Below are 25,722 nucleotides of genomic sequence, written 5' to 3'. Positions count from 1 at the left end.
CCTCCTAATCTTCGTAGCTCTCTAAACGAGCATCAAAATCTTCTTCTGATTCATTGAAACGCATGACATGAATGTCTTCAGGCTCAAAAAACAAACCGATCTTGCTGCCTTCTTTGGCTTTTCTAGTCGAATGGACCATCCATTCATTGCCTTGTTCATCGTAACAAATGATTTCATAATGTACGCCGCGGAACAATTGCGTGTCTACCTCAACGATCAATTTCCCTTTCTCAGCGGTGGTCAAACTTAGATCTTCTGGGCGGATCACGATTTCAACGGGTTCATTCGCCCGCATACCGCCATCCACGCACTCGAAGCGTTTGCCGACAAACTCGACTAAATTATCATCGATCATCGTGCCATTCACGATATTACTTTCGCCGACGAAGTCCGCCACAAAATGATTGATCGGCTCGTCATAAATGTCTACCGGTGTTCCACTTTGAATGATCTTTCCTTTATTCATGACGAAGATCTCATCACTCATCGCTAATGCTTCTTCTTGATCGTGGGTCACAAAGATAAAGGTAATTCCTAATCGCTGCTGCAGTTCCCGCAATTCGTACTGCATGTCTGTTCGTAATTTCAAGTCTAAAGCTGACAAAGGTTCATCTAAGAGTAAAACTTTCGGCTCATTGACGATCGCTCGCGCAATCGCCACCCGTTGACGCTGTCCACCGGACATTTCACTGATCTCACGATTTTCGTAACCTGGAAGTTGGACCAATCGCAATGCTTCTTTGACTTTCTTTGTGACTTCGTCTTTCGGCAGCTTCTTGATCCGTAAGCCAAAAGCCACATTCTCGAACACGTTCATATGTGGAAACAACGCATAGTCCTGAAAGACAGTATTAACTTGTCGCTGATTTGCCGGAACATCGTTGATACGCTGGCCATCAAAGTAAACATCGCCTTCTGTTGCTTCGGAAAATCCGGCAATGATCCGTAAGATCGTGGTTTTCCCACATCCTGAAGGACCTAAAAGCGTATAAAAACGCCCTTCTTCAATATCAAAACTAACATTTTTCAAGACGGTTTCATCGTCATCAAATCGCTTGACCACGTTATTGAACGAAATAATTGTTTTTCCCACACTTTTTCCCCCTAAATCATAAATAAGAATCAGTTACAACGATCAAGGCGCGGCTTTTTTGCCGGCCGATATTTCTCAATTGATGCGGTTCTGTTGCTTGGTAATAAATGGACTGTCCCTTACGTGCTTTGTATTCTGATTCCCCGAGGCTCAGTGCAATCGTTCCTTCCAAAACATAAATAAAAGTTTCCGCTAAAGAAGGTTCAAATGTCTTATACTCGCCGGCTTTCTCAAAAGTCAACACGACTGGCTCCATCTCTTTTTCATTCGAGTCTGGAATCAGCCACCGCAGTTCATAGCCATTTTCTTCATCATAATAACTCGTACTGTCTTCTTCTCGATAGACCACTTGATGGTCTGCATTTTCTTGACGGAAAAATTCTTCCGGGGTCACTCCAAGGACTTCTAAAATCGTAAAAAAAGTTTCCATTGAGGGTGAACTTAAATCCCTTTCTAATTGGGAGATGTACCCTTTGGATAAATCGGTTCGTTCCCCTAATTCTTCTTGTGTCAGATTTTTTTGGACCCGCAAATTGCGGAGCTTCTCGCCAATCTCCATCTACATTCCCCCTCGATCATAAATATAGTAAAAAAATCCTACAAAAAAGTTTGCTAATAGTAAACTTCAAGTTTAATTTCACTTTTTCCAGTATACAAACTTTTCTAAAAAAAACAAGTCTTTTTTTACCTTTTTTGAAGAGAATTTTTCGAAGCTTTCTTATTGACTAAATGAGCTGCAGCCAATGGGCAGCTGTCACATAATGCCTTTATTTAGCCATTTTCATTCAGTAGCTCTCAATACCCTTCTCTCATTCTAACGAAGAAATTGGCTCATGAATAATCATCTGTTTCGCAACAATGATTAAAAATCAACCAGATTATGGTATCATGAGTTCAAACCATTAAAGGAGTTGCCTTGAATGATAGAATTTTCGTCTTATATCGTAACAAATGAACCAACATTTACTGCCACTTTAAAGACCTGCAAACTGACAGATTTACCTGAGGGAGACGTTCTTGTCAAAGTCGCTTATTCCGATGTCAATTATAAAGATGCTTTAGCAGCTAAAGAAAATGGCGGCGTTATCCGTACCTATCCGATGACACCAGGCATCGACTTGGCTGGTGAAGTCATTGAAAGTCAAAGTCCGGATTTTTCAACCGGCGACCAAGTACTGCTGACAGGTTACGGCCTAGGTGTTTCTCATCCCGGTGGCTTCAGCCAATACCAACGGGTACCGGCTGATTGGCTGATCAAACGACCAGAAACCTTATCGGCTAAAGATAGTATGCGTTATGGTACTGCTGGCTTTACTGCTGCACTGGCTGTCACCGAACTTGAAAAACTTGCCCTTGAAAAAGAAGCGCCGATCGTCATTACCGGAGCTTCCGGAGGTGTCGGAAGTATCAGCATCGCATTGCTGCATAAGTTAGGCTATACAAACATCGTCGCACTTTCTCGTAAAAAAGAGGCAGACTGGTTATTGGCACTAGGAGCAACCAAAATCACTGATCCAGCTGATTGGCAACCAGAAAAAATCAAACCGCTGGCGAAGCAGACAGTAGCGGCAGTTATTGATACCGTCGGTGGTTCCCTTCTTTCCGCATTATTGCCGCAAATCCGTTACGGCGGCGGTGCCTTTTTATGCGGAAATGCTGGGGGGATCAACATCAAAACGACGGTTTTACCCTTTATTCTTCGCGGCATCCGCGTGATCGGTATTGACTCGGTCAATGTTGACACTGCCACTCGTAACGAACTTTGGCAACGTCTAGCAACAGGCTGGTATGTCGCAGATCAGCTGCATAGTCATGAGATTACCTTTGAAACATTGCCGGAAACACTCGCATCCTTATTAGCCGGTACCCATCAAGGTCGGACGATCGTCAAGGTGGCATCAGAAGCATGAGAATATTGATCACTGCCGGCGGGACTTCCGAAAAAATTGATTCAGTACGGGCGATCACGAATCATTCAACAGGTTCATTAGGCAAAGCCATCGCTGAAGCGTTATTAGAAAAAGGGATTGAAATTGATTATGTCACAACTCGTCAAGCAAAACAGCCAGCTAACGATTCACGATTGACGGTCCACTATATCGAAGGCACTCTTGGATTACTGAATTGTCTTGAGTCCTTATTATTGGCACATACTTACTTTGCAGTGATCCACAGCATGGCGGTCAGTGATTTCACACCTGCTAACAGTTGGTCACAAGAAGCATTCTTGACAGCGATCAATCAGCTGCTTCCACAATTTGACAACCAAGTATCTCCTGAGTTGTTAGAGACATTAGTAGCACAATCAATGGAACTGTCAGGTAAACTCTCTTCGAATACTGATCATCTAGTGATGGTCTTAAAGAAAACACCTAAAGTGATCCAGCGAATCAAAGCAAAACAACCTCAGACAAAGTTGGTGGGTTTCAAATTATTAGTCGATGTTTCGGAAGAAACACTTTTTCAAGTAGCCCGTGATAGTCTAGCTAAAAATCAAGCAGATTATGTCTTGGCCAATGACTTGACTACGATCAAAGAAGATCAGCATATTGGTCACTTACTAACTGCCGATAAAAAAATCGGTACCGGCCATACTAAGCTAGAAATTGCCGCATTGATCGTAGATACATTATTGAAAAATGAAGAGCCCCTTGGATAAGGAGGAATTAAAATGAAACAAAAACATGTATTATTAGGTATTAGCGGAAGTATCTCCGCTTATAAAGCAGCGGATATCGCGAATGAGTTGACAAAACGAGGGTATGCAGTCGACGTGATGATGACTGCTAATAGTACGCAATTCATCACACCATTGACTCTCCAGTCATTATCTAAGCGACCAATCCATGTGGATGTGATGCAAGAACGCCAACCTGACCGGATCAACCATATCGAATTAGCGAAGCAAGCGGACCTTTTCTTGATCGCACCAGCCAGTGCCAACTTGATTGGTAAATTGGCTCATGGTTTAGCAGATGATCTGATCTCAACGGTCGCTTTGGCATTGACTGCGGAGGTACCAAAACTGATTGCACCAGCGATGAATACCAATATGTATCAAAATCCAATCGTGCAACGAAATCTAGCCATTTTGAAAGAGGTCGGTTATCAAGAGATCGCTCCTCGCGAAGCCTTGTTGGCTTGCGGGGATTTCGGCCGCGGCGCGCTGGCGACCGTGGAAGCGATCGTTGAACAAGCTGTTGCAGCATTGGAAGTACGAGGAGTCTAACATGAAAAAAATAGCCACTTTTGATTTAGTTTTAACTGCATTTTTCCTGGGGATCTTGATTCTTTTAGCATCCGTTCCTTTTCTAGGGTTCATTCCTTTAGGTCCGATCAATGCTACTACGATGCACATTCCCGTGATCATTGCTTCCATCATTTTAGGACCACGGATCGGCGGCTTTCTGGGAGGGGCTTTTGGCATCATTAGTATGGTCCGTTCAACGTGGATCATCTCGCCGCTTTCTTTTGTGTTCTCGCCATTTGTCCCAGTCTATGGCATGGATCATGGAAGTTGGAAAGCGATTTTGGTTGCTCTGATTCCTCGCATTCTGATCGGAATCGTCCCTTATTTTGTCTTTAAAGCCTGCCAGAAAATGTGGCAAAACAAGCGGCAAAGCACTTCGTTGCTGATTGCTGGAATCGCTGGAGGATTGACGAATACGATTCTCGTGATGAACCTCATCTACTTTTTATTCCAACAAGAATATGCCGCTGCGATCGGTAATGCTGGAACTGCCGTCTATACTGCCATCCTTGGCGTTATTTTGACACAAGGTATCCCAGAGGCGATCGTTGCAGGAATTGCGACCATGGCTGTTGCTTCTGTATTACTGAGATTGACGAAAAAGCCACGTTTTTGATTCATTTGAAAGAACTTCAAACAAAAAGAGCCATTGAAGCAGCTTGATAAGCTTGCTTCAATGGCTCTTTTTTTAGTGTTCCTTTATGCTGCTCATAAATTTTGGCTTACTTGCAATGCCTCAGCCAAACGCTGGTACTGTTCTTCGGTCAGTAAGTCTTCATAAATCAACAAAAAATCAGCGATTTCTTCATCCGTCATGCCCTGTAGATCAGTGGCAACCATCTCTAATAATTGGTCAAACTCCTCGTCTGTTAGCGTATAATTTGTCCAATCTTCATCAGAGAGGGGATCATCGCCGTAATAACTGTCATCCCAAAAAGAGTCTTCTTGATAGGAATCAAAAAACTCTTGCTGATCAACGACATTTTCTGAAGCAGGTAACTGGACTTTTTCATCACTTTGTTTGCCGCTGATAGTAAACGTGATCCCAATAGCCAAAGGCAGCTCGCCAGATTGGGTCATGTTCATCACAACTTTTTGGTTTTGTTTCTTTGCATTGACAGATACAGTCAAATCAATACGCTCACTGTCTTTCAGCAGATCTTCCCACTGCGTAATCTCACTAGTGTCTGCCTTTTGTTTTTTGGCATAGTCAACAAAGTCCAACAGCTCTTGTTTTGTGAATGTATGCGTGATGGTGTCACCATCTCTTTTAAAAGATTCACGATCCAACGTTTTGACATACTCTGCCAATGTCTCAGAAGAAAATAAGCTATTGTTCAATAGCTGGTCCGTGTCAAGATCTGACATCTCATCTGGTGACAGACGAATATATTTATCTTTACCCATCGTATCTGGCGTTTCGCTGCTATCAAATGTATCCGATGCAAACGTATCCGATGTACCGAATGTATCAAATGCAAACAGATTGCTCATTGCCTCAACGATTTCTGCTGAAAGGTAGGTGTCATGGCTCTTCCCATCGATCAAAAGATTCAGTGGAACATCGATTTCTCCAGAAGACAGTGAGGCATCCAAACGAATATTTTTGCTTTTTGGATCTTCAACAAAATTTCCTGTGATCTTGGTTCCCGCCAACTGGGAGAAAATCATCCCTGCGATCATGCTTTCTTGTGAATTTTGGCTGTCCTCGCCAGCAAATTCAAATGTATCGATCGTCACGCTAAAGTCACCAGCATTCATATCTTTTTGTACTGTTAACCCATCAGCAAACTGATCCTGCGGTAATTTCGTACAACCGGTTAAAAAGAATAGCCCAACCAACAAGCCAATACCCAACCACTTTTTCATACTATCCCTCCATTTTCCCCTTTTCTTTATTGTAGCCAAGACGGAATGGGTAGACAAATAGTACAGCCTTCCCATTGCCCTTTTTAATAAAAAATGTGACAACTGCCCAAATAAACAACCGTTCTGAAAGATTCAAGTAATGCTATAGGTTCTCGATACATCGCAACGATGCCTTACGAAGCCTTGCAATACATTCATTCTTCAGATATCGATTTGTCATCAGACGTTGTCACAATTACGAACATGTTGAATTATTTTGCTTCTTCTCCGATAATACGCACTTCTGTCTCTAACTGGACATCAAATCGCTCCTTGATCACTTGTTGGATATGAGCGATCAGTTCCACATAGTCCGTTGCTGTAGCATGATCGACATTGACGATGAAGCCAGCATGCTTTTCAGAAATTTGCGCGCCGCCCCATTTCAATCCTTGTAAACCGGCGTCTTGAATCAACTTGCCAGTGAAATGACCAACAGGCCGCTTGAAGACACTGCCGCAAGAAGGATATTCTAATGGTTGTTTCAGCTGACGGAGTTCCGTCAACTCATCCATTCGTTTCTTGATTTGATCTTGATCCCCTTGCGCCAAATCAAAACGAGCCGACAGAATGATCGCATGTTGGTCTTGAAGCGTACTGTGGCGATAAGAAAACGCCATCTCTTCTTTCATCATAGTCACGACGCGGCCATCTGCGAGCAAGACATCACAGGACGCAAAAATATCTTGAATCTCACCATCATAAGCACCGGCATTCATAAATACCGCTCCCCCGACGCTTCCTGGAATCCCGCAAGCAAACTCAAATCCTGTCAACGATTCATGGAGTGCCACATACGTTGTATCGATCAGCTTCGCGCCTGCTTCGACGATCAAAGTGGTATCTTCTACCGTTATCTGATTCATTTCTGATAGCATGATCACAACACCGCGAATCCCACCATCACGAACGATCAAGTTGCTAGCATTGCCTAAGACCAACCAAGGAGTATCAGTTTCTCGACAATAGGCGACAATTTGTTCTACTTCTTTTGCTGATTTGGGAAAAGCCAGGATATCTGCAGGCCCTCCTGTTTTCGTATACGTATAATTCAATAAAGCTTCATCTTTTAGTAACGCAATTTCTGGAAATTGCTTGATCATTAATTCTTTATTCACAAGAAAGAGTCCTTTCACATTAAACATCTTCCTTATTTTAGCATGTTCATTGAAAAGTTGCTACTTCTCTAAAGAATCACTTTTTGCCCGATGATTGGCAGCGATCATTTCTTGGCAAAGCTGGTGACTGTCTATCACTTGCGCTTGTCGCAGATCGATAGCTGTTGGATCGGCGACTGCTGCAATAAATGCCGAAACTAATGGATAGAACCCTCGTTTGTTCAACGTTGTTTCCCAATCGCCAAACTCATGTTCCACCGTTTTCCCCTCCACATACTCCGTAAGAGCAGTCAAATTCCTCACATCATAGGTTCCGCTTTTGGCGGTGATCCGGTAATCTTCCGTATTGGCACCACTCTTGAGATCCATCGTCAAAATCGCCGTTGTATGTGCTGTTTCCAAGATCAGTGTGGCCGTCTCCAATCCATCCGCTGATTCTTTGATCTGACTAGTATGCGCGATGATCGGTTCATCCAATAAATAGACACCAGTATCCACCAAATGTAAGAAGAGATCATAGATCACATACTTGGTATCATGACTAGCAGCTTGCCGGTGTTTTGACAGATAAATCATCCGCTTATCCGGAATTTGTTTTAATTGATCGACCATCGGGGCAAAGCGGCGATTGAAGCCGACCATCAACAACTTTTGTTTTGCTTTAGCTAGAGCAAACAATTCTTCTACTTCAGCAAAATTCTCGCTGACCGGTTTATCGACAAAGACATGGATTCCTTCTGTCAGACATTTTTTGATCAACTCATAGTGGCTGCCAGTAGCTGTATGAATGAAACAAGCCTCGATTCCCTGATCGATCAGCTCGTCTAAATTAGTGTACATATGCGCCAACCGATAGCGTTGCTGCAATTCTTTCTGAACGGATTCACGCCGGGTGGCAAAATAAAAATCCGCTTGATCCTGCAATGCAATATAACTTGGCAAGTATGCTTTTTGTGCAATATTTCCTAACCCGATAACACCGATCTTCATGACTGATTCCTCCTAAACGTTACGTCTTGCTTTAATCTTACACTTTTTTTCGGTAGAATGGAAAATATAGTTGAACCGAGGAGGACAAATATGAAATTTATTTCTTGGAACGTGAATGGCTTACGAGCAATCGTCAAAAAGAACTTTTTAGAAGCCTTTGAGACCTTCGATGCAGACTTCTTTTGTTTGCAAGAAACGAAGCTGCAAGCAGGGCAGATCGAGTTGGATCTGCCAGGATACACGCAATACTGGAATTATGCAGAAAAGAAAGGATACTCTGGTACAGCGATCTTTGCTAAGGAACCGGCACTTGCTGCCCATTATGGGATTGGCATCGAGGAACATGATGCCGAAGGCCGGGTGATCACACTGGAATACCCCGAATTCTTTTTAGTCACTTGCTATACACCAAACGCCCAAAATGAATTGCGTCGTCTCGATTATCGCATGACATGGGAAGATGCTTTTCGTGCCTATCTGACCGATCTGAAACAGCAAAAGCCAGTTATCCTATGCGGTGACTTGAACGTCGCTCATCAAAACATTGATCTTAAAAACTGGAAAACCAACCAAAAAAACGCCGGCTTCACTCCTGAAGAACGAGAAAAATTTTCAACCTTACTTTCAGCAGGCTTTACGGATACTTTCCGCTACTTTTATCCCGATGCTGAAGGGATTTATTCTTGGTGGAGTTACCGGTTTAATGCGCGCAAAAATAATGCTGGATGGCGCATCGATTACTTCGTTGTTTCAGACGATTTAAATGACCGCCTGGTTGATGCAAAAATCCATACAGAAATCTTAGGCAGTGATCATTGCCCCGTCGAATTGCAGTTAAACTAATTGCTTACCATATTCTTTCGCTGTGTCCTATCGGCCATCCTGCCAAAAAAATCTTGTATCTTTTCATTTCAAAGATTTGTGCTAGAATAGCTTTGAGGTGAAGGCAATGAATTTTATCGCAATGGACTTTGAAACAGCCAATTATCAAAAGCACAGTGCTTGTTCATTGGCATTAGTCATGGTTCGGGACAGTAAAATTGTTGGAGAATACTACACGTTGATCCAGCCGGAGACAGATTTCTTTTGGAAAAATATCCAAATCCATGGCATTCATCCGGAAGACGTCGTCAATGCTCCTAAATTTCCTGACATTTGGAAACAAATCCAGCAATATTATAATCTCAACAGTCTGATCGTTGCCCACAATGCTGGTTTCGATACTGGCGTTTTAGCTGGATGTCTTGATTACTATGGGATAGAACAGCCAAATTATCTTTCACTCTGTACAGTACGTACAAGCCGCAAACTCTATCCTGAATTCGAGAATCACAAGCTGAATACTGTCTGCCAACAGCTGCAGATTCCTTTGCTGAATCACCACGATGCCCTTGAAGATAGTCGTGCCTGTGCTCAGATCTTATTACGTCAAGAAAACGATTTCGGGATCGACCCATTAAAAAAACTGGTACTCGTAAAATGAGTATCAGTTTTTTACTTTTCTTCTTACTTTCTTACTCTTTTGTCTTTCAGTTATTTGTTGAAAGCCAATAGCGACGAGTACTATTCCCATTTACCGGATCGATCCATATATCTTCTAATTGACCACCATTTTTTTCAATGACCTTAGCAGATGCTTGATTGTGAGCATCGCATGTCACCAGTACTTTTTCTATTCCGAAGCTTTTGGCAATCGACAAGGATTGAGCAAGCATTGCTGTCCCATATCCTTTTTGGCGATACGTTTTTTTCACAAAATAACCGATATGACCGCCTTGCTGCAGCAAATAGTCGTTGAGCTCTAGCCGCAGATTCAAGATTCCGATGACTGTATCTGCTTGTTTTGCAAGATAAACCCGACTAATGACATGACTAGCAGGAACAGTTGCCGGTGATTTGTAGGCTTCTTGCAGTTCAAGCCATTTTTCGATTGTCTCCGCTGTTTCTAGCCCAGAACCTCCGTGGATAGTTTCATTGTCTTCTAAAAATGATGCGCGATAAGCTGTTAACTGTTCTTTGTCTGCTAGGGCCGGTTCAACAAGCAGGATCATCCTTCTCACTCCTCATCAACTAATTTTGCCATCATTAGAACATCAATTCGTTGCCCATCTTTTGTTTGGGCGGCTTGTTTCATACAACCTTCAATTTCAAATCCGTACTTCTGATATAAATGGATAGCTCGTTCATTGCGCGCTTGGACCGTCAACTCCAAGCGTGTCAACAACCCTACTTCACTGACCCATTCAAGCAATTCTTCTAAAAGAAGTGACCCTAGTCCCATTCCCCAATAGTCTTTTAAAATCGATAGACCTATTTCTCCTACATGGGCCATGCGCCATTCCGAATAACCTTTGATAGAAGCCATACCAATAATTCGTTCTCCATCAAGGGCTAACAATAGGAGGTGATTGTCTTGTTCATACAAGCTTTCTAGTTGCTGTGCCAACATTGCTTCAGGCAGGGCGAGGCCTGTTTCATCCATGACCAAAAAGTCAGTTTCTTGACCAATCTTTTGACTGACTGCCAAGAGTTCTGCCGCATCTTCGCCCCGAGCCTCACGCAACGTCAAGTGAATGTCACTCATTATCTGCCTCCCATTGCGCCAAAATACGCTGTTGGAAAGCCTCAGCTTTCGGACCAAATGTAAGCAATTTCACAAAGCGTTTTTGCTCTTCTGTATTATCTTTTTCCAAAATCAGTTCCAAATAATCTTCCGGTAAAGACTCTTCCAGAAGATTTCCCCACTCGATCACAGAAAGACCATCACCTTCAAAATAATCATCTAATCCCAAGTCTGATGCGCCAAATTCTACCCGGTAAATATCCATATGATAGAGTGGCAACCGACCTTCAGTATATTCACGAATAATCGTATAGGTTGGGCTTTTGATCAGTTGACTGATCCCCAGACCTCGAGCGATCCCTTTGGTCAACGTCGTTTTACCGGCTCCCAGTTCCCCAGTTAACACCAAATTGTCTCCAGGCAGGGCCACTCTGCCAATCACTTCGGCAAATTTTTCTGTTGCATCTAAATCAGCGATCGTTATCATGTTTGATCCGTCCTTTATCTTTTCACTTGCTGTTAGTAGTTAGTATAGCTTGTTTTAGAAACAAAAGTAAAGAGCGTACCGTCGCAAGGAGTTTGAAAGAAAAGCCATTTTTATCCTGCTGTGGGCAGTATTTTTGGAAGCGACGCCCCTCATCTTGCTTTGCCTGCAATTGTTTCTAAGCTTGTTGCGCTAACTAGACTTCCATGCCACTCTAAGGGCAATCGTTGTGCTTCATACTGAGGTTACTACGCTTTCTTTGGTCCCCGCTGCACATCATCTGCTCTCTGCTTCGCGAGCCAATCGCAGTGATTTAGGCTGAAGGTTACTACGCTTTCTTTGGTCCCCGCTGCTCACCATCTGCTCTCTGCTTCGCAAGCCAATCGCAGTGATTCAGGCTGAAGGTTATCACGCTTTCTTTGATCCCCGCTGCTCATCATCTGCTCTCTGCTTCGCAAGCCAATCGCAGTGATTCAGGCTGAAGGTTACTACGCTCCCTTTGGTCGCCTAGTACTGCTCATCATCAACTCTGTCTTGCTATGCAAGCCAATCGTTGTGATTCAGGCTGAAGGTTACTACGCTCCCTTTGGTCGCCTAGTACTGCTCATCATCTGCTCTGTCTTGCTATGCAAGCCAATCGCAGTGATTCGCAGCAAAAAGCCGTTCCTTTTGTCAAGGAACGGCTTGGTTGTTTGATTAGTTATCTTATTTATCCATCAATGTTTGTGCTGCTGTGATGATGGATAGTTTGTAGACGTCTTCTTCGTTTGATCCGCGAGAAAGGTCTGAGATTGGTTTGTTCAATCCTTGCAGGATTGGTCCAATTGCTTCGAAGTTACCGAAGCGTTGTGCGATTTTGTAGCCAATGTTTCCAGATTGTAAATCTGGGAAGACAAAGACCGTTGCTTTACCAGCTACTTCTGATTCTGGTGCTTTTAATTGAGCGACAGCTGAAATGTAAGCAGCATCGAATTGCAATTCACCATCGATTTCGTACTCAGGCGCCAATTCTTGGGCAATTTTTGTTGCTTCAACCACTTTATCGACTTCTGGTGCTTTAGCTGAACCTTTTGTCGAGAAGCTAAGCATAGCAACTTTTGGATCGATATCAAATAATTCCGCTGTTTTTGCTGAATCAACAGCGATCTCTGCTAATTCTTGTGCAGAAGGGTTCACATTGATGGCACAGTCAGAAAATAGGTATTTTTCTTGATCACGACCACGAACCATCAAAAAGGCACCACTTGTGCGGCTCACGCCTGGTTTTGTTTTAATGATCTGCAATGCAGGTCTAACCGTATCACCCGTTGAATGGATCGCACCTGAAACCATTCCTTCAGTGATCCCCATGTAAGTTAACATCGTACCAAAATAATTAACATCTTTTAAGATTTCTTCGGCTTGCTCTTTTGTTGCTTTGCCGTTTCGGCGCTCAACAAATGCTTCGACCATTTCATCCCACCGGTCATAGTTTTCAGGATCTAGGATCTCAAAATTAGCGATGTTGATTCCTCGAGCTTCCGCTGCTTTTTCAATCTCAGCAGGGTTACCAATCAAAACTGGTTCTACCAATTCTTCTGAACGTAGACGGCTTGCTGCACCAAGGATACGAGGATCTGTTGCTTCTGGGAAAACGATTTTGATATGACGACGCACGATTTTAAATTTTAAACTTTCGAATAGTTCCACGGGTAAAGACCTCCAGTTTTTTTATACCCTTACATTGTACAATAGTTGCAAAAAAAAGAACAGATAAAAATGCTGTACTAATCGAAAAAGATAATTTTTGTTACACAATTCACAGTCTGTCTCTTCTGCACTACTACAGTTTCACACCTGTACTATTTTTTCTGGTAATTGCCAATTGATAGGTGATTCACCTAACGCAATCAATGCTTGATTGATTTTTGAAAATGGTTTCGATCCAAAGAAACCACGACTGGCAGATAACGGACTTGGATGGGGAGATTCTATGATGATATGCTTTTTCGTATCGATCAACGCTTTCTTTTGCTGGGCTGGTTTTCCCCATAATACAAAGATCACTGGTTTATCCCGTTGACTCAGTTTTTCGATGATAGTATCTGTCAATCGTTCCCATCCTTTGCCTCGATGCGAATAAGCCTGTCCTTCACGAACTGTCAACACCGTATTTAGTAGTAAAATTCCTTGTTGCGCCCAAGGAACCAAATAACCGTGAGAGACTGGCGCGATGCCTAGATCACTTTGCAATTCCTTATAGATATTGCGTAAAGAAGGCGGAATCCGTACTCCGGGTTGGACTGAAAAAGATAACCCATGGGCTTGATGCGGACCATGATATGGATCTTGTCCTAAGATCACTACTTTCACTTCATGATACGGAGTCAGTTTCAGTGCTTCATAAATATGGTCCATTGCCGGGTGGATCTTCTGTGTTGCATATTCTACTTTCAAAAATTCCCGTAACTGTTGGTAATAGGTTTGATCGAATGAAGCTTGCAAAACTTCTTGCCAATCATTTTCTAAAATCTTTCTCATCGTCTCGCTCCTTTGCTTTTAGTTAAGGATAACAAAAGATCTGCCTAAGAAACAAGAAGACATTCTCAAAAATAATTGCTGATTTGTGGTACACTATTCTATAGAAACCATAAGAAAGGACGCTGACAATGATAAAATTAATCGCTTCTGATATGGATGGTACTTTACTAAACGCCAACATGCAGATTTCAGAAGAAAATATCCAAGCGATCAAATATGCCCAATCCCAAGGAGTCGAATTCATGGTGGCCACTGGGCGCAACCGAAAAGAAGCTCTGCCGCCTTTGCAAGAAGCCGGTATTGATTGTGCTATGATCACACTTAATGGTGCACAAGTGTTTGACAAATCAGGAACTTCTTTATTCACCGTTCCTATTTCTAAAGAAAAAACCCGTTCATTGATGGACTTATTAAGAGAAAAAGACATTTATTTTGAGATTTCCACGAGCAATGGCATTTATTCAGAAAGCCAGACGCGCCGAATCGAGAATTTTGCGATCCATACAGCAGAAGCAATGCCCCATCTGACCCACAAAATGGCCATTGCCATGACTGCTGCACGACTAGCTTTTCTTCCCATCAATTATGTCAAAGACTTCAATGAACTGTTTGCGATTGAAGATCTGGAAATCTTAAAAATCATTTGCTTCCATCAAGATGGCGCGCGTGTTTTAGGACCGATCACACAAGAAATCGATGGTTATGGCGACTTAGTGGTTACTTCTTCCGGACAAAACAATATTGAAATCAATCATCGCAATGCCCAAAAAGGGATCGCGGTGGCACACGTGGCTAAAGAGCGAGCGATTCAACTGTCGGATGTCATGACGATTGGTGACAACTTGAATGATGTCAGCATGATACAGCTTGCTGGTGTCAGCTTTGCTATGGGTAACGGGGAAATCGAAGTCAAAGAATATGCGAAGTATCTGACGGATACTAACATTGAATCAGGAGTCGGCAAAGCAATTATTCGGGCAATCGATGAGAATTTATAATTGACGCAGCTTTTCGGGATACAAGAGGAGGCGTAGATATGTCGGAATTTTTTATTCAAGACAGACAACTCAGCAGTATCACGCGAACGATCGTTAAAGACGAAAAGGGCAAATCGTTATTCTTGATGGTCGGGCGCTGGGGAACTAAAGGCGATGCACTTTCCCTCTATCGTTTGGACGGCACACTGGTCGCCAGTATTAAGCAAATCAGTTTTACCTTTGGCACACGATTTGAGATCTACAAGGACTTTGAAAAAGTAGGTACGTTACAAAAAATTTTCAACTGGCCTGGGGATTTTTATTATATCCAACAGCTCCATTGGGCTGTCCATGGGGATATCTACAATCATCGGTATGCGATCCATCATTTCAACAAGAAGATCATGGAAATGGATAAAGCAACACTATTGACTGGCGATTATTATGTGATCGATGTGGTCAACGATGAGGATGCGCCAGTTTGCATTTGTATTGCTGCGATTATGGATTATTGGCTCTACAATCGCAAACGCAAGACCCAGCAACATTTGGAGTTACGATTAACGAACGAAACCAGTTGAGATACTCAACTGGTTTCTTTTTGCATATGATCATATAGATGACCACTGATCTTTCGTTCAGCAACCACTTGAAAACCGTGACGTTCATAGAGACGTTTGGCGTGTGGATTGGCTTTATCGACACTTAAACCAATTGTGGTATAGCCATCTCGTTGGGCAATTTTTGGCAGTGCAGCCAATAAAGCTGAGCCAACCCCTTTTCCACGGAATTTTTCATCGACACAAATGGTATCTAAGTACCATTCGTTCTGCAACGTTTCTTGATCAACGAACAGTTTCATTTCTTTATCCAAACCGTAGGACTCCAGAATCTTCGTTAACGGTTCATCAATGGTAGGTTCATCTTTATCTGGGTAACCAAAAGCAACCCCAGCCACTTGTCCATCGATTTCATTGACCAATCCTCTGGTATAACCATAACGATAATCAGGCTCTAACATCGCTTCAGCCAAGATCTCGAGCGTTTTTTCTTCTCCTATTTCTGCCACAAACGGTAATTCCATATCTTTTAAAATGACTAAAACAAGTTTCGCCATAGCAAAACGATCTTCTTTTCGTGCAAATCGAATCACGATTTCTCCTCCTTGTGTTTTCTTCAGAATAACAGCATTTTTTTGTCATCCCAAGTAAAAAAGTGTCGTTGCGCTTCGAATGAATCCTCGATACTATTCGTGTAGTTCCAGTGGCAACCCATCTGGGTCTTGGAAGAATGTCATTTTTTTATTCGTAAAGCTGTCAAAGCGAATCGGCTCACACGTAATTCCTTTTGTTTCAAGTTCTGCTACCACTTTCTCAATGTTTGTTACTCGAAAAGCCAAGTGTCGTAAGCCGGTTGCTTCCGGATAACTTGCTCGTTTAGGTGGTTGATCCACGATAAACAACTCAATCTCAGATGAGCCAAAAGCCAAATCGATTTTGGTATCGTTTTTTTCGGGACGATGGTGCTCACGGATCACCTTAAATCCTAATTTGTCGACATAAAATGATTTTGCTCGTTGGTAATCACTGGCAATAATGGCCACATGATGCATCTCAGAAAACATATGCTCACTCCTTTTCTATCTACTTAGTTTACCTATTTTTCCTTCCTTTGGCTACAAAAGACCTGCTCTATTTTATTTTGATTCTGTTATACTGGATACGGAAGGTGATGACATGAAACTACTTTATATTTCAATCTCAGGAAATACCCGGGCATTTGTCAAACGACTAATGGACTATGCCGCCCAGCAGCCAACAGCGCATCCTCTAGAATGGTCCGTCAAAGAAATTGATGACAATTCCATTTTCGAAGAAGAAAGCGAACCTTTTGTCGTGTTTGTGCCGACCTATCTTGAAGGCGGCAACGGCGTAGATAATGGGGATCAGGAAATTTTGACAGAAACCATGCGGGAGTATATTGATTATGCGGATAATGCCCGCTATTGTCGCGGTGTGATCGGCAGCGGCAACAAAAATTTCAATTATCAATACTGCCTGACTGCCAAACAATATGCTGAACAGTTCCAGATTCCATTTCTAGCTGATTTTGAACTGCGAGGAACAACGCAGGACATCGCACGCATTTACGATGTCTTGCGTAAAATCAATTAACTTGGAAGGAGCAGGAGCTAGATCCTGCTTTTGCTCCTAGAAACGGAGAAAAACATGGACGCAAAATATATGGTTATCTTGATTATCTTGTTCGTTAGTGCACTTATTATTGGCTTAGATACTTGGAACCGAATAAAATTAAGACGTCGCGTCAAACAAGAATGGGGAAAATTCCCCCGTCAGCCTCGCTTTGACAAAGAAGAAAGCCTCAAAAAGGCCTGGATGGTAGAGAAAGATTTTTATCCCCATGATAGTGAGATCGATGACATTACTTGGTATGACTTAGACTTATTCGAGGTTTTTGAAATGATCAACAGTACTTACTCCAGTGTAGGTTCTGAAGCTCTCTATCAGCAGTTGCGCAACTTTCAATTTAAGCCGGATCGACAGCTGACCGCGTTAATTGATTTTTTCGCAGCCAATCCAAAAATTCGCGAAGATACCCAATATACCTTTGCCCAACTTGGGAAACTGGATAATAACTTTTCCAAAAACTATCTGGCATCAGGGAAGAAAGAAAGTATTGGCAACTTGCCTGTCTTTATTTTATTGGGCTGTTTGCCGATTGTTGGGCTGATTTTGATAGCTTTTGGCTTTTTGCCAGGAATTGCAGTGATTTTGATAAGCGTCCTCTTTAATACGGTTTACTATTCGATCAAAAAAGCCACACTAGAAACAGAACTCAACAGTATGCGCTATCTAGTTCAGACAGTGGCCTGCGGCAACAAGATTGCCAAACTTGCCACACCATTACAAGAGCAAATCAAAAAAGAACTGCTGCCTCTGAAAAAAATCCCCCGATTCGGCGTTTCTTTTCGTTCAAAAAATGGCAGTGAAGGCGATATGCTTTTTGAATACATCAATATCATCTTTATGCTGCCTTTTATCTCGTACCATTACGTTGTTACCTTATTGGCTCGATACAATCAACAAGCAATCGCATTATGGGAATTGTTAGGCAAGTTGGAAATTGCTTGCGCGATCCTTAATTTCCGTACCTATATGCCGATCACTTGTATCCCTGAATTCAAAAAAGGAACGGTCAGCGCAAAAGGGACCTATCATCCCCTTCTGACTGAAGCTGTCATGAATGATGTCGACTGGCAAACCAATACACTGGTAACCGGGTCAAACGCTTCTGGCAAATCGACCTATGTCAAAAGCATCGCTATCAATTGTCTATTGGCGCAAACTATCCAAACAGCTGTTGCTGAATCATTTACGATGGAACCTGGTCATGTGTTGACCTCAATGGCGGTCGAAGACGATTTGTTTGAGGGCGATAGCTATTTTGTTGCAGAAATCAAGTCGATCAAACGATTGTTGGAACAAGTTCAGCAAAAAGAACGCTGCTATTGCTTTGTCGATGAGATACTGAAGGGAACCAATACGATTGAGCGGATCGCTGCTTCTGCTAGTATCATTCATTGGTTGAGCCGTTATCCAAGTTTGGCTTTTATTGCGACTCATGATATTGAACTGACTGAAATATTGAAAAATGACTGCAGCAATATCCATTTTTCTGAACAAGTCACAGCCGATGACGGTATCTCTTTTGACTATAAGGTCAAACAAGGTCCTTCAACAAGCCGTAATGCGATTGCCCTACTGCGAGTGCTTGGTTATCCGAAATCAATCGTTGAACAGGCTGAAAATGAAGCAGCTTACTTCAATCAGCAACGGACTTGGCAAGATCTATAATGACCTACAAGAAATCTGTGATCCTTAGTAAAGACATGCTGCTTAAAACACATCGCTAGGATTGCTCAATAAATAAAGGCTATGACAAAAGAAAGACTTTTAGCGAAGAAACCAGCCTACTCTGAATAAGAGCAACGTGTTTCTTCCTTGATCCTTCTTTTGTCACAGCCTTTTTATGTTAGACAATTTTTCTTAGCCAAATAAATCTGTCTGTAAACTATATTGTTTTCCTTGTAAAATGTCATATTGAATCATCTGATAGTCTTCATAGAGCTGCCGTGATTTTGCATCTAAACTTAGCTCACTCCGCCACTGTTCGCCTTGGTAATATTGCCCGTGTTCAAAAGCCGGCAATTTTTCTTGCAGTGCTAGCAGCAACGCATAAAATCCATTGATTGGTTGCTGACTTTCATTCAACACGTTAGGTGCAAAGTAAAAGGGACTCGTTACCGGAACAGTGTCAGTTGAAAAGGTTCCATCAGAATCCACCATCAAGAATTCCGTTTCATGCAGCGCAGCAGTATCATTTTGATCTTTAATCGCATCCGAGTAGATGCCTGGCAGGTGATCCCCCCAGAAAACGACTACTGTTCTTCGATTCAGCTGCTTCAATTGTTCAATAAAGTCTTTTAGTGCGGTACTACTGTAAGAAACATCTTGCAGATAATTTTCAAGAGCAGTCCTATTTCCATCGCCTGCGGCTTGATAATTTAATGTCTGATACTTTCCTTCATAAGGCATATGGGTCTGCATCGTCACCAAGTGAACGAATTGCGGCTTTTTCTCATCTGACAAAAGAGACAGAACTTCTTTATAAGCAGAAGCATCCGAGATATAAGGATTGTTCTCGATCTTGTCCGTGTAAGTCATCGTGTCTTGATCCAAAAAGGTTTGGAAACCCATCACATCATAGACATCTTTACGTTTGTACATCGATGTATCATAGGGGTGGATCGCAGTCGCATCATATCCTTGTTTTTGCAAGAATGAGACCACTGAAGGCAATTGTGTCAATTTAGGCACTAACATCGTGTAGGGCGTGGTCATTTGCGGATTCAACAGCCCCATTGAAAAACTGGTCAATGCTTCAAATTCAATGTTTGCAGTCCCACCGCCATAATTTTGCGACAACATTTTCCCACTGATCGTTTGATCGGCTACCGCATAATAATCCTTTAACGGATCTCCCGTGATCGTCAGTCCTTTTAGATGACTTGGATCAGAAAAACTTTCACTCATGACATAAACGATATTTGGCGCTTCTTGGTCACGCGTTTTGTTTGTTTCGGCAGCTTCCGCGGTATATTTTTTTGCGATCTCTTTTATCGCAGCTTCAGAATAATCTGCTGGTTTCTCCATTGCCTCCACTCGTAGATTGAATAGAAACCCACCAATAAAACCGGTATTGTAATAATTCATTTTTTGTGAATAAGGAATCCATAATGCGGTCCGGTTATACGCTTTTCTAAGCAGATTATTGCTGTCATTAAAATGCGAAACATAAACTAAACCAACTGTACAAACGAGCATTGTCAGCCCTCTGAGGATCTGTTTCTTTTTTGATAATTTACGGCTTCGGTAAATGCTCCAGATAATTGCTCCCAATGCGAGTATCACACAAAGCATCGCCAAAACGAAAGGTCCAGTTCCGATCATTGTATGCAGCAAGTCAAACTGAATAATCATTTTCAAATCATCTGGATAAATTGGTTCTTGACGATAAGCCATCTTGAGGTAATTTGCATAACCCAAGATCCCGATCACAATACTATAGAACAGCGCTCCGACTCCTAGCGAGCCAGCAAGACTTGCCAATAATCCGTAGAAAAGCAGCAGCACCAGACAAGCTAAGAAAAACTTTTCTGTATGCCAAGAAAAAGCAAATTTTAATGCTAGCTCAACAGAAAGGTTGTTTTGACACCATTGTAGGTATAGATTACTAAAGATGATCAGAATAAAACTAGCGATTAGTTTTATTGCCAACTTCAAATTGGGATGAATCTTTCTTTTCACGAAGGACATTCCTCCTTTTCTAACCATAACCTGTATTTTATGCTTTGTGATTTAGAATGTAAAGAGCCGTTTGCTTGTTTTGTTTTTTTATTCTTGCCATTCTTCCTTGACGAGAGTTATGACTAAGACAAAAAATCCCGAACAATCTATGAATTCCAGAAGCCCTTGCTGATTGATACAGCGAAGGCTTTCCAGAGAAGGTTCATTCATAAATCGTTCGGATATTTAATTTCTCCTAGATGCGATGGACCAAAAACTATCACAGAGTAAAAAAGATTTATTTCCAGAAATCGTCAAAGATTGATATTGGCAGATGCCGTTTATGCTGTGTTTTGCGCCACCAATTTTCAATCGTTTGTTGCGCATTTGGTGAAACGGTCTTTCCTTCCAAGTAATCATCGATCTCATCATAAGTCACACCAAGTGCTACTTCGTCAGCGATCATTGGTTTGCCATCTTCCAAATCAGCAGTAGGAACCTTTTTGTACAGTGCTTCCGGCGCTCCTAATTCTTGCAACAATTGACGTCCTTGACGTTTATTCAAACGAAATAGCGGCAAGAGGTCAGCTCCGCCATCACCAAATTTTGTAAAGAAACCGGTGATGTTTTCGGCCGCGTGATCTGTTCCTAAAACAGCGCCAGCTTTTTCGCCTGCAACGGCATATTGAGTAATCATCCGCTGACGTGCCTTGATGTTGCCTTTATTAAAATCAGAAACAGGTAAGCCAGCTTCTTCGACGGCTGCCACTTGCGCATCGACGGCTGCTTTGATATTCACTCGTAATGTAATGTCCGGTTTGATAAATTCGATGGCTTTTTTGGCATCTTCTTCGTCAGCCTGTTCTCCATAAGGTAAGCGGATCGCAATGAACTGATAATTGGGATCATTCGTCTCACTGCGCATTTCTTCCATTGTCAACTGAGCCAATCGACCAGCCAGTGTTGAATCTTGTCCACCGCTGATCCCTAAAACAAGAGTTTTCAAAAAGGGATTTTTTTGAAGATATGCTTTTAAAAATTCAATGCTATTACGAATCTCTGCTTTCGCATCAATTGTTGGAACTACGCCTAACTCGCGAATGATTTCTTGTTGCAATGTCATAGAAACGCCTCCTAATTTTTTTGAAGATTGGTCCTAGCTTTCTAGGACCAATTAAATAATTTCTGTTTTGGTTTGCGTACGCACTTTTTCAATGGTCCGCATCTTGTGATTCCAGCACTCTTGAGAGAGATCGACTGGGTATTTTTGCGGATTCAAATCTCGTTTGTACTCATCCCATAATGAATCCAAACAATTTGTAGCATAGGCTTTGATGTGTTCAAGATCCGGCAATTGATAGACTTGCTGTCCTTCTACAAAAATGTCTTGCAGCAAAGGTCGAGCATCAAAATCTGTCACTGTTTTATTGATAAAGGTGTGAACCGGATGGAACATGAACAACTCTTTTTCTTCCTGGGGGTTTTCGTCCCAAAGAGTCACATAATCCCCTTCAGACTTGCCGTCTTTTTTACGTGTGATACGCCAGACTTGTTTCTTGCCTGGTGTAGAAACTTTTTCAGCATTACCGGATAATTTGATCGTATCGATCATTTCGCCTTGTTCGTTTTCGATCGAAACCAGTTTATAAACGGCTCCCAATGCCGGTTGATCATAGGCGGTGATCAACTTTGTACCGACACCCCAAACATCGATTTTGGCTTTTTGCATTTTTAGACTTAGAATCGTGCTTTCATCCAAATCATTTGATGCGTAGATCTTAGCTTCTGTAAAGCCAGCTTCATCTAGTTGTTCTCGGACTTTTTTGGAGATATAAGCCATGTCTCCACTATCGATCCGTACTCCTAAAAAGTTGATTTGGTCCCCTAGTTCTTTTGCGACACGAATCGCATTTGGTACACCTAAGCGCAATGTATCATACGTATCGACTAAAAAGACACAGTCTTTGTGCGTCTTGGCATACGCCATAAAGGCATCATAATCATTGCCATAGGATTGCACAAGAGAATGAGCATGCGTCCCGCTTGCAGGGATGCCAAAGATCTTGCCTGCTCGAACATTACTTGTGGCACCCGCACCTCCGATATAAGCCGCACGAGTTCCCCAAATCGCTGCGTCCAGTTCTTGCGCACGACGAGACCCAAATTCTAATAAGGGATCATCTCCGATCACAGACTTGATCCGAGCAGCTTTTGTTGCAATCAATGTTTGGAAATTAACCATGTTCAATAAGGCTGTTTCGATCAATTGAGCTTGTGCCAAAGGTCCTTCAACTTGAATGATCGGCTCATTGTTGAAGACGAGATCGCCTTCTAAAGCTGAACGAACCGTGCAGGCAAATTTGAATTCTTTCAGATAATCCAAGAAAGCCTCTGGATATCCGCCGATTTCTCTTAAATAATCGATATCTGAATCTGAAAAGGTCAAATTGTTCAAATAATCGACTAAGCGTTCTAACCCTGCAAAGATAGCATAGCCATTCTCAAAGGGCATGTCACGGAAATAGCACTCGAAGACTGCATTCAAATCCGCACGTCCTAATTCCCAATAGGTTTGCATCATGTTGATCTGATAGAGATCAGTATGCAAAGTGAAACTATCATCTTTAAATAATTTTTGCATCGTTTTGCTCCCTCATACTTACTTCTCCCTATTATAGCAAAAAAATAAAAAAAGAAAGTATTTCTTGTTTTTTTCCTCAAAAAAAGTCTGTGCCATAAGTTAGAAAAAGACCGAAAAAATTCATGATACGATGGGGTATTCCACCAGTTTCACTCGAATCATTGGGTCTTGCTTCAACTTATAACACAGGCTGCTAATGGTTAATCAACTGCTAATTGAACTAGGATGATATCTTTGCGAGGTTTCGCAAACTTGACTCCCGCTGCTTCCATCTTTTTACGGATATTGACATCTACAGTGACATCCTTGCGGTCAACTTTTAGTAAGCGATGAATCGCTGTATCCACTTCTCCGCGGCTGATCTTCTTTTTATTGTTGATCAAAACCAATGTGATCTTGTCAAAAGTATCCACATACATGATCTGGGTTCGATCAAGAGAATAAAGTTTGTAGTATTTAATCGCGACTTTATCAAAAATAAATTTTGAGATGACCGGATAAAATGTCTCCAAATTCAAATTTTGGTTGACTGGTGTTTCAATCAATTTCATATACAACATCCTCTCGTATTAGTTCATCCATGATAAATTGGCCGACTCCGCCGTCAGCTGCACTAGGAATCATACGATCGCAAACGTTACGGATCGATTCACTCGCATTGGCTACTGCAACAGAGACATCTACCACTTCAAACATGGCTAAGTCATTCTCACCATCCCCGATCCCAAAACTCTTTGCATGAGGGAAAGCCTTCATAAAATTCGTGATCGCGGCTCCTTTTGTTGCTAAGGGATCAACAACTTCCAATGTCTGAACAAATGACTGAAACGCACTGACTGGTTCAGTCTGCAGCAATAGACGCAACTGTTCGATCTTTTCATCCGATGCTTCCATCAATTCGATCTTTAGGACATTGATCGTCGGCCGTTCCTGAATGTAGGCTAAAAGATCCGGTGCATGAATGCAGTCATGCACAAAATAGGCTTGCTTGTATTCAGCAATCATCGCCCCTCTCTCACCGAGATCTGTAACTAATTTATTGGTCAATGCGGTCAATTGTTCTTGATAATCCGCAGGATCTTTGCAGATCACTCCTTGATCGGTGTGCAGAAAATAAAAAACATTTTCTTTCTCTAAAATAGCTATCACCGCTTCTAAGGTAGCTAGCGGCAAACAATTGGCTAAAACAGGCGCCTGACCTTCCAACTTCAAGCCGGCGCCATTGCCAAAGATGACATCACAGGAGATTCCTTCTTCTATCATCAGTGCTTCTACCAGATCATACCCTCGACCAGTCACAAAAACAAAATGATCGCCTTGTGCTTTCAGATAGTTGATCGCTGTTTTATTGATTTCAGGGACAGGCTGACCCATTTCCTGAAATGTCCCGTCTATATCGGAAAAAACTATTTGCATCGAATCTTCCTTTCTTTGCTATAATTATAACATAATTTGACGAAGCAAAAAATTTTTTGTTGACATTGACGTTACGTAAACCTTTATGATGAGAGCATAAGGAGGGAGAAATTTGGAATATAGTATAACAGCACTGGCTAAAATTTCTGGCGTCAGCAGCCGTACATTGCGCTACTATGATCAAATCGGATTATTAAAACCACAAAGGATCAATTCAGCCGGCTATCGTATTTATGGGGGACAGCAAGTGGATCGTCTGCAACAGATTTTGTACTTTAAATCCTTTGGCCTCCCTCTAGAAGAAATCCGTCATTTGCTAGATGATCCCAAACAAGATGTTCAAACACTGTTGGTTGCTCATTACAACCGATTGTCTCAGGAACGAGCAGCGCTTGATCGCTTATTGACAACATTAGCCCAAACAATCAATTATTATGAAGGAGAACAGACTATGTCAGATAAAGAAAAATTCACTTATTTTAAACAACAACAACTCGCAGCCAATGAAGAAACCTATGGCGAAGAGATCCGTGCCGCTTATGGGGAAGAAGTCGTTGAACAAAGCAATCAAAAATGGCAGAACATGTCATTTGAAACCTACCAAGAATTGGAACAAACCGAAAACGAACTAATTCAAACATTGAAACAAGTGGTACAAGAGCCATTTGACGTGACTTCTTCTTTGGCAAAAACAGCCTTCCAGTTGCACAAAAAATGGCTGCAGCTTGCAGCGCCATTTTATTCTGCCGATTATCATCGCAGTTTAGGTGAAATGTACATTCATGATGCACGTTTTACTGACTATTACGATCAAAAAGCAGGCCAAGGCGCAGCCAGCTGTTTACAGGCAGTCATCGCTCATTACGCAGATTAATGACCCATAAAAAGGACTTGA

Annotated in this window: 28 protein-coding genes; 11 read left to right on the top strand and 17 right to left on the bottom strand. The window is 42.1% G+C overall.

Annotated elements, in window-relative coordinates; translation table 11 throughout:
* Nucleotides 1-4: 4 nt before the first annotated feature.
* Both ACTFWY_RS08105 and ACTFWY_RS08100 read right to left on the bottom strand, forming a co-directional pair.
* Complete coding sequence (locus tag ACTFWY_RS08105; RefSeq protein ID WP_003127477.1) at nt 5-1,093, bottom strand: ABC transporter ATP-binding protein; 1,089 nt, start codon at nt 1,091-1,093, stop codon at nt 5-7.
* A 16-nt stretch (nt 1,094-1,109) separates the two neighbouring features.
* Nucleotides 1,110-1,652, bottom strand: coding sequence for a helix-turn-helix domain-containing protein (locus tag ACTFWY_RS08100; protein ID WP_003127476.1), 543 nt, complete (start codon nt 1,650-1,652; stop codon nt 1,110-1,112).
* Nucleotides 1,653-2,013: 361 nt separating this feature from the next.
* On the opposite strand from ACTFWY_RS08100, the gene ACTFWY_RS08095 reads away from it, so the two are divergent.
* Genes ACTFWY_RS08095 through ACTFWY_RS08080 form a run of 4 tightly spaced genes read left to right on the top strand, consistent with a single transcriptional unit; the run spans nt 2,014 to nt 4,959 of the window.
* Nucleotides 2,014-3,003 (top strand): acrylyl-CoA reductase family protein, encoded by a 990-nt coding sequence (locus ACTFWY_RS08095; protein ID WP_349703908.1) that lies wholly within the window; start codon nt 2,014-2,016, stop codon nt 3,001-3,003.
* A complete protein-coding gene (locus ACTFWY_RS08090; RefSeq protein ID WP_349703907.1) occupies nt 3,000-3,752 on the top strand; it encodes a phosphopantothenate--cysteine ligase in 753 nt (250 codons plus the stop codon). The genes ACTFWY_RS08095 and ACTFWY_RS08090 overlap by 4 nt, the downstream gene beginning before the upstream one ends.
* Before the next feature lie 12 nt (nt 3,753-3,764).
* On the top strand, nt 3,765-4,322 hold the full coding sequence (coaC, locus tag ACTFWY_RS08085; RefSeq protein ID WP_003127471.1) for a phosphopantothenoylcysteine decarboxylase: 558 nt from the start codon (nt 3,765-3,767) through the stop codon (nt 4,320-4,322).
* A 1-nt stretch (nt 4,323) separates the two neighbouring features.
* Nucleotides 4,324-4,959, top strand: coding sequence for an ECF transporter S component (locus ACTFWY_RS08080; protein WP_003127470.1), 636 nt, complete (start codon nt 4,324-4,326; stop codon nt 4,957-4,959).
* A gap of 92 nt (nt 4,960-5,051) precedes the next feature.
* Here ACTFWY_RS08080 and ACTFWY_RS08075 read toward each other — a convergent pair whose 3' ends face one another.
* The 3 genes from ACTFWY_RS08075 to ACTFWY_RS08065 all read right to left on the bottom strand — a co-directional run bounded on the left by ACTFWY_RS08075 (nt 5,052) and on the right by ACTFWY_RS08065 (nt 8,359).
* On the bottom strand, nt 5,052-6,212 hold the full coding sequence (locus ACTFWY_RS08075; protein WP_349703906.1) for a hypothetical protein: 1,161 nt from the start codon (nt 6,210-6,212) through the stop codon (nt 5,052-5,054).
* A gap of 251 nt (nt 6,213-6,463) precedes the next feature.
* Complete coding sequence (gene murB / locus ACTFWY_RS08070; RefSeq protein ID WP_369914735.1) at nt 6,464-7,354, bottom strand: UDP-N-acetylmuramate dehydrogenase; 891 nt, start codon at nt 7,352-7,354, stop codon at nt 6,464-6,466.
* Nucleotides 7,355-7,429: 75 nt separating this feature from the next.
* Entirely contained in the window at nt 7,430-8,359 is a 930-nt protein-coding gene (locus ACTFWY_RS08065) for a Gfo/Idh/MocA family protein (protein WP_003127467.1), read from the bottom strand.
* Nucleotides 8,360-8,449: 90 nt separating this feature from the next.
* On the opposite strand from ACTFWY_RS08065, the gene ACTFWY_RS08060 reads away from it, so the two are divergent.
* On the top strand, nt 8,450-9,202 hold the full coding sequence (locus ACTFWY_RS08060) for an exodeoxyribonuclease III (RefSeq protein ID WP_005471734.1): 753 nt from the start codon (nt 8,450-8,452) through the stop codon (nt 9,200-9,202).
* Nucleotides 9,203-9,308: 106 nt separating this feature from the next.
* On the top strand, nt 9,309-9,842 hold the full coding sequence (locus ACTFWY_RS08055) for a 3'-5' exonuclease (protein ID WP_005471732.1): 534 nt from the start codon (nt 9,309-9,311) through the stop codon (nt 9,840-9,842).
* A 46-nt stretch (nt 9,843-9,888) separates the two neighbouring features.
* Here the strand turns inward: ACTFWY_RS08055 and ACTFWY_RS08050 are convergent, their stop codons facing one another.
* The 5 genes from ACTFWY_RS08050 to ACTFWY_RS08030 form a co-directional block, all read right to left on the bottom strand.
* Entirely contained in the window at nt 9,889-10,410 is a 522-nt protein-coding gene (locus ACTFWY_RS08050; protein WP_349703905.1) for a GNAT family N-acetyltransferase, read from the bottom strand.
* 5 nt (nt 10,411-10,415) lie between these two features.
* Nucleotides 10,416-10,943, bottom strand: a complete 528-nt coding sequence (locus tag ACTFWY_RS08045; protein WP_003127461.1) for a GNAT family N-acetyltransferase — start codon at nt 10,941-10,943, stop codon at nt 10,416-10,418.
* Nucleotides 10,936-11,409, bottom strand: coding sequence for a tRNA (adenosine(37)-N6)-threonylcarbamoyltransferase complex ATPase subunit type 1 TsaE (gene tsaE / locus ACTFWY_RS08040; protein ID WP_003127460.1), 474 nt, complete (start codon nt 11,407-11,409; stop codon nt 10,936-10,938). The genes ACTFWY_RS08045 and tsaE overlap by 8 nt, the downstream gene beginning before the upstream one ends.
* A 702-nt stretch (nt 11,410-12,111) precedes the next feature.
* A complete protein-coding gene (gene pta / locus ACTFWY_RS08035; RefSeq protein ID WP_003127459.1) occupies nt 12,112-13,095 on the bottom strand; it encodes a phosphate acetyltransferase in 984 nt (327 codons plus the stop codon).
* Between the two features lie 141 nt (nt 13,096-13,236).
* Nucleotides 13,237-13,926 carry a uracil-DNA glycosylase gene (locus ACTFWY_RS08030; RefSeq protein WP_311810922.1) on the bottom strand — a complete coding sequence of 230 codons (690 nt, stop codon included), beginning with the start codon at nt 13,924-13,926 and terminating at the stop codon, nt 13,237-13,239.
* Between the two features lie 128 nt (nt 13,927-14,054).
* Here ACTFWY_RS08030 and ACTFWY_RS08025 point away from each other — a divergent pair, with 128 nt between their 5' ends.
* Together ACTFWY_RS08025 and ACTFWY_RS08020 are read left to right on the top strand one after the other, a co-directional pair.
* Nucleotides 14,055-14,924, top strand: coding sequence for a Cof-type HAD-IIB family hydrolase (locus ACTFWY_RS08025; RefSeq protein ID WP_005471720.1), 870 nt, complete (start codon nt 14,055-14,057; stop codon nt 14,922-14,924).
* Nucleotides 14,925-14,962: 38 nt separating this feature from the next.
* Nucleotides 14,963-15,484 carry an LURP-one-related/scramblase family protein gene (locus ACTFWY_RS08020; protein ID WP_003127456.1) on the top strand — a complete coding sequence of 174 codons (522 nt, stop codon included), beginning with the start codon at nt 14,963-14,965 and terminating at the stop codon, nt 15,482-15,484.
* A gap of 5 nt (nt 15,485-15,489) precedes the next feature.
* On the opposite strand, the gene ACTFWY_RS08015 is transcribed toward ACTFWY_RS08020, so the two are convergent.
* Both ACTFWY_RS08015 and gloA2 read right to left on the bottom strand, forming a co-directional pair.
* Entirely contained in the window at nt 15,490-16,056 is a 567-nt protein-coding gene (locus tag ACTFWY_RS08015; RefSeq protein ID WP_228159901.1) for a GNAT family N-acetyltransferase, read from the bottom strand.
* Between the two features lie 93 nt (nt 16,057-16,149).
* Nucleotides 16,150-16,527: an SMU1112c/YaeR family gloxylase I-like metalloprotein gene (gloA2, locus tag ACTFWY_RS08010; protein ID WP_060813623.1), complete on the bottom strand. Its 378-nt coding sequence runs from the start codon at nt 16,525-16,527 to the stop codon at nt 16,150-16,152.
* Between the two features lie 112 nt (nt 16,528-16,639).
* On the opposite strand from gloA2, the gene nrdI reads away from it, so the two are divergent.
* Both nrdI and ACTFWY_RS08000 read left to right on the top strand, forming a co-directional pair.
* Complete coding sequence (nrdI, locus tag ACTFWY_RS08005) at nt 16,640-17,077, top strand: class Ib ribonucleoside-diphosphate reductase assembly flavoprotein NrdI (RefSeq protein WP_005471716.1); 438 nt, start codon at nt 16,640-16,642, stop codon at nt 17,075-17,077.
* Between the two features lie 54 nt (nt 17,078-17,131).
* A complete protein-coding gene (locus ACTFWY_RS08000) occupies nt 17,132-18,778 on the top strand; it encodes a MutS-related protein (RefSeq protein ID WP_081131199.1) in 1,647 nt (548 codons plus the stop codon).
* Nucleotides 18,779-18,970: 192 nt separating this feature from the next.
* On the opposite strand, the gene ACTFWY_RS07995 is transcribed toward ACTFWY_RS08000, so the two are convergent.
* The 5 genes from ACTFWY_RS07995 to ACTFWY_RS07975 all read right to left on the bottom strand — a co-directional run bounded on the left by ACTFWY_RS07995 (nt 18,971) and on the right by ACTFWY_RS07975 (nt 24,827).
* The gene (locus tag ACTFWY_RS07995; RefSeq protein WP_439926895.1) at nt 18,971-20,800 is read right to left on the bottom strand and encodes an LTA synthase family protein; all 1,830 of its coding nucleotides are present in this window, start codon (nt 20,798-20,800) and stop codon (nt 18,971-18,973) included.
* Between the two features lie 268 nt (nt 20,801-21,068).
* On the bottom strand, nt 21,069-21,893 hold the full coding sequence (nadE, locus tag ACTFWY_RS07990; RefSeq protein WP_060813626.1) for an ammonia-dependent NAD(+) synthetase: 825 nt from the start codon (nt 21,891-21,893) through the stop codon (nt 21,069-21,071).
* Nucleotides 21,894-21,944: 51 nt separating this feature from the next.
* Nucleotides 21,945-23,411, bottom strand: coding sequence for a nicotinate phosphoribosyltransferase (locus tag ACTFWY_RS07985; protein ID WP_003127448.1), 1,467 nt, complete (start codon nt 23,409-23,411; stop codon nt 21,945-21,947).
* Nucleotides 23,412-23,611: 200 nt separating this feature from the next.
* A complete protein-coding gene (locus tag ACTFWY_RS07980) occupies nt 23,612-23,962 on the bottom strand; it encodes a DUF1827 family protein (protein WP_005471710.1) in 351 nt (116 codons plus the stop codon).
* Nucleotides 23,949-24,827, bottom strand: coding sequence for an HAD-IIB family hydrolase (locus ACTFWY_RS07975; protein WP_349703903.1), 879 nt, complete (start codon nt 24,825-24,827; stop codon nt 23,949-23,951). Before ACTFWY_RS07975 ends, ACTFWY_RS07980 begins: the two co-directional genes overlap by 14 nt.
* A 112-nt stretch (nt 24,828-24,939) precedes the next feature.
* Here ACTFWY_RS07975 and ACTFWY_RS07970 point away from each other — a divergent pair, with 112 nt between their 5' ends.
* A complete protein-coding gene (locus tag ACTFWY_RS07970; protein WP_060813627.1) occupies nt 24,940-25,701 on the top strand; it encodes a MerR family transcriptional regulator in 762 nt (253 codons plus the stop codon).
* The last annotated feature ends 21 nt before the right edge of the window (nt 25,702-25,722 follow it).

The sequence above is a fragment of the Enterococcus sp. 125944 genome, assembly GCF_051909435.1.
GTDB lineage: Bacteria > Bacillota > Bacilli > Lactobacillales > Enterococcaceae > Enterococcus_D > Enterococcus_D gallinarum.
This window is presented reverse-complemented; position numbering and strand designations above follow the sequence as displayed.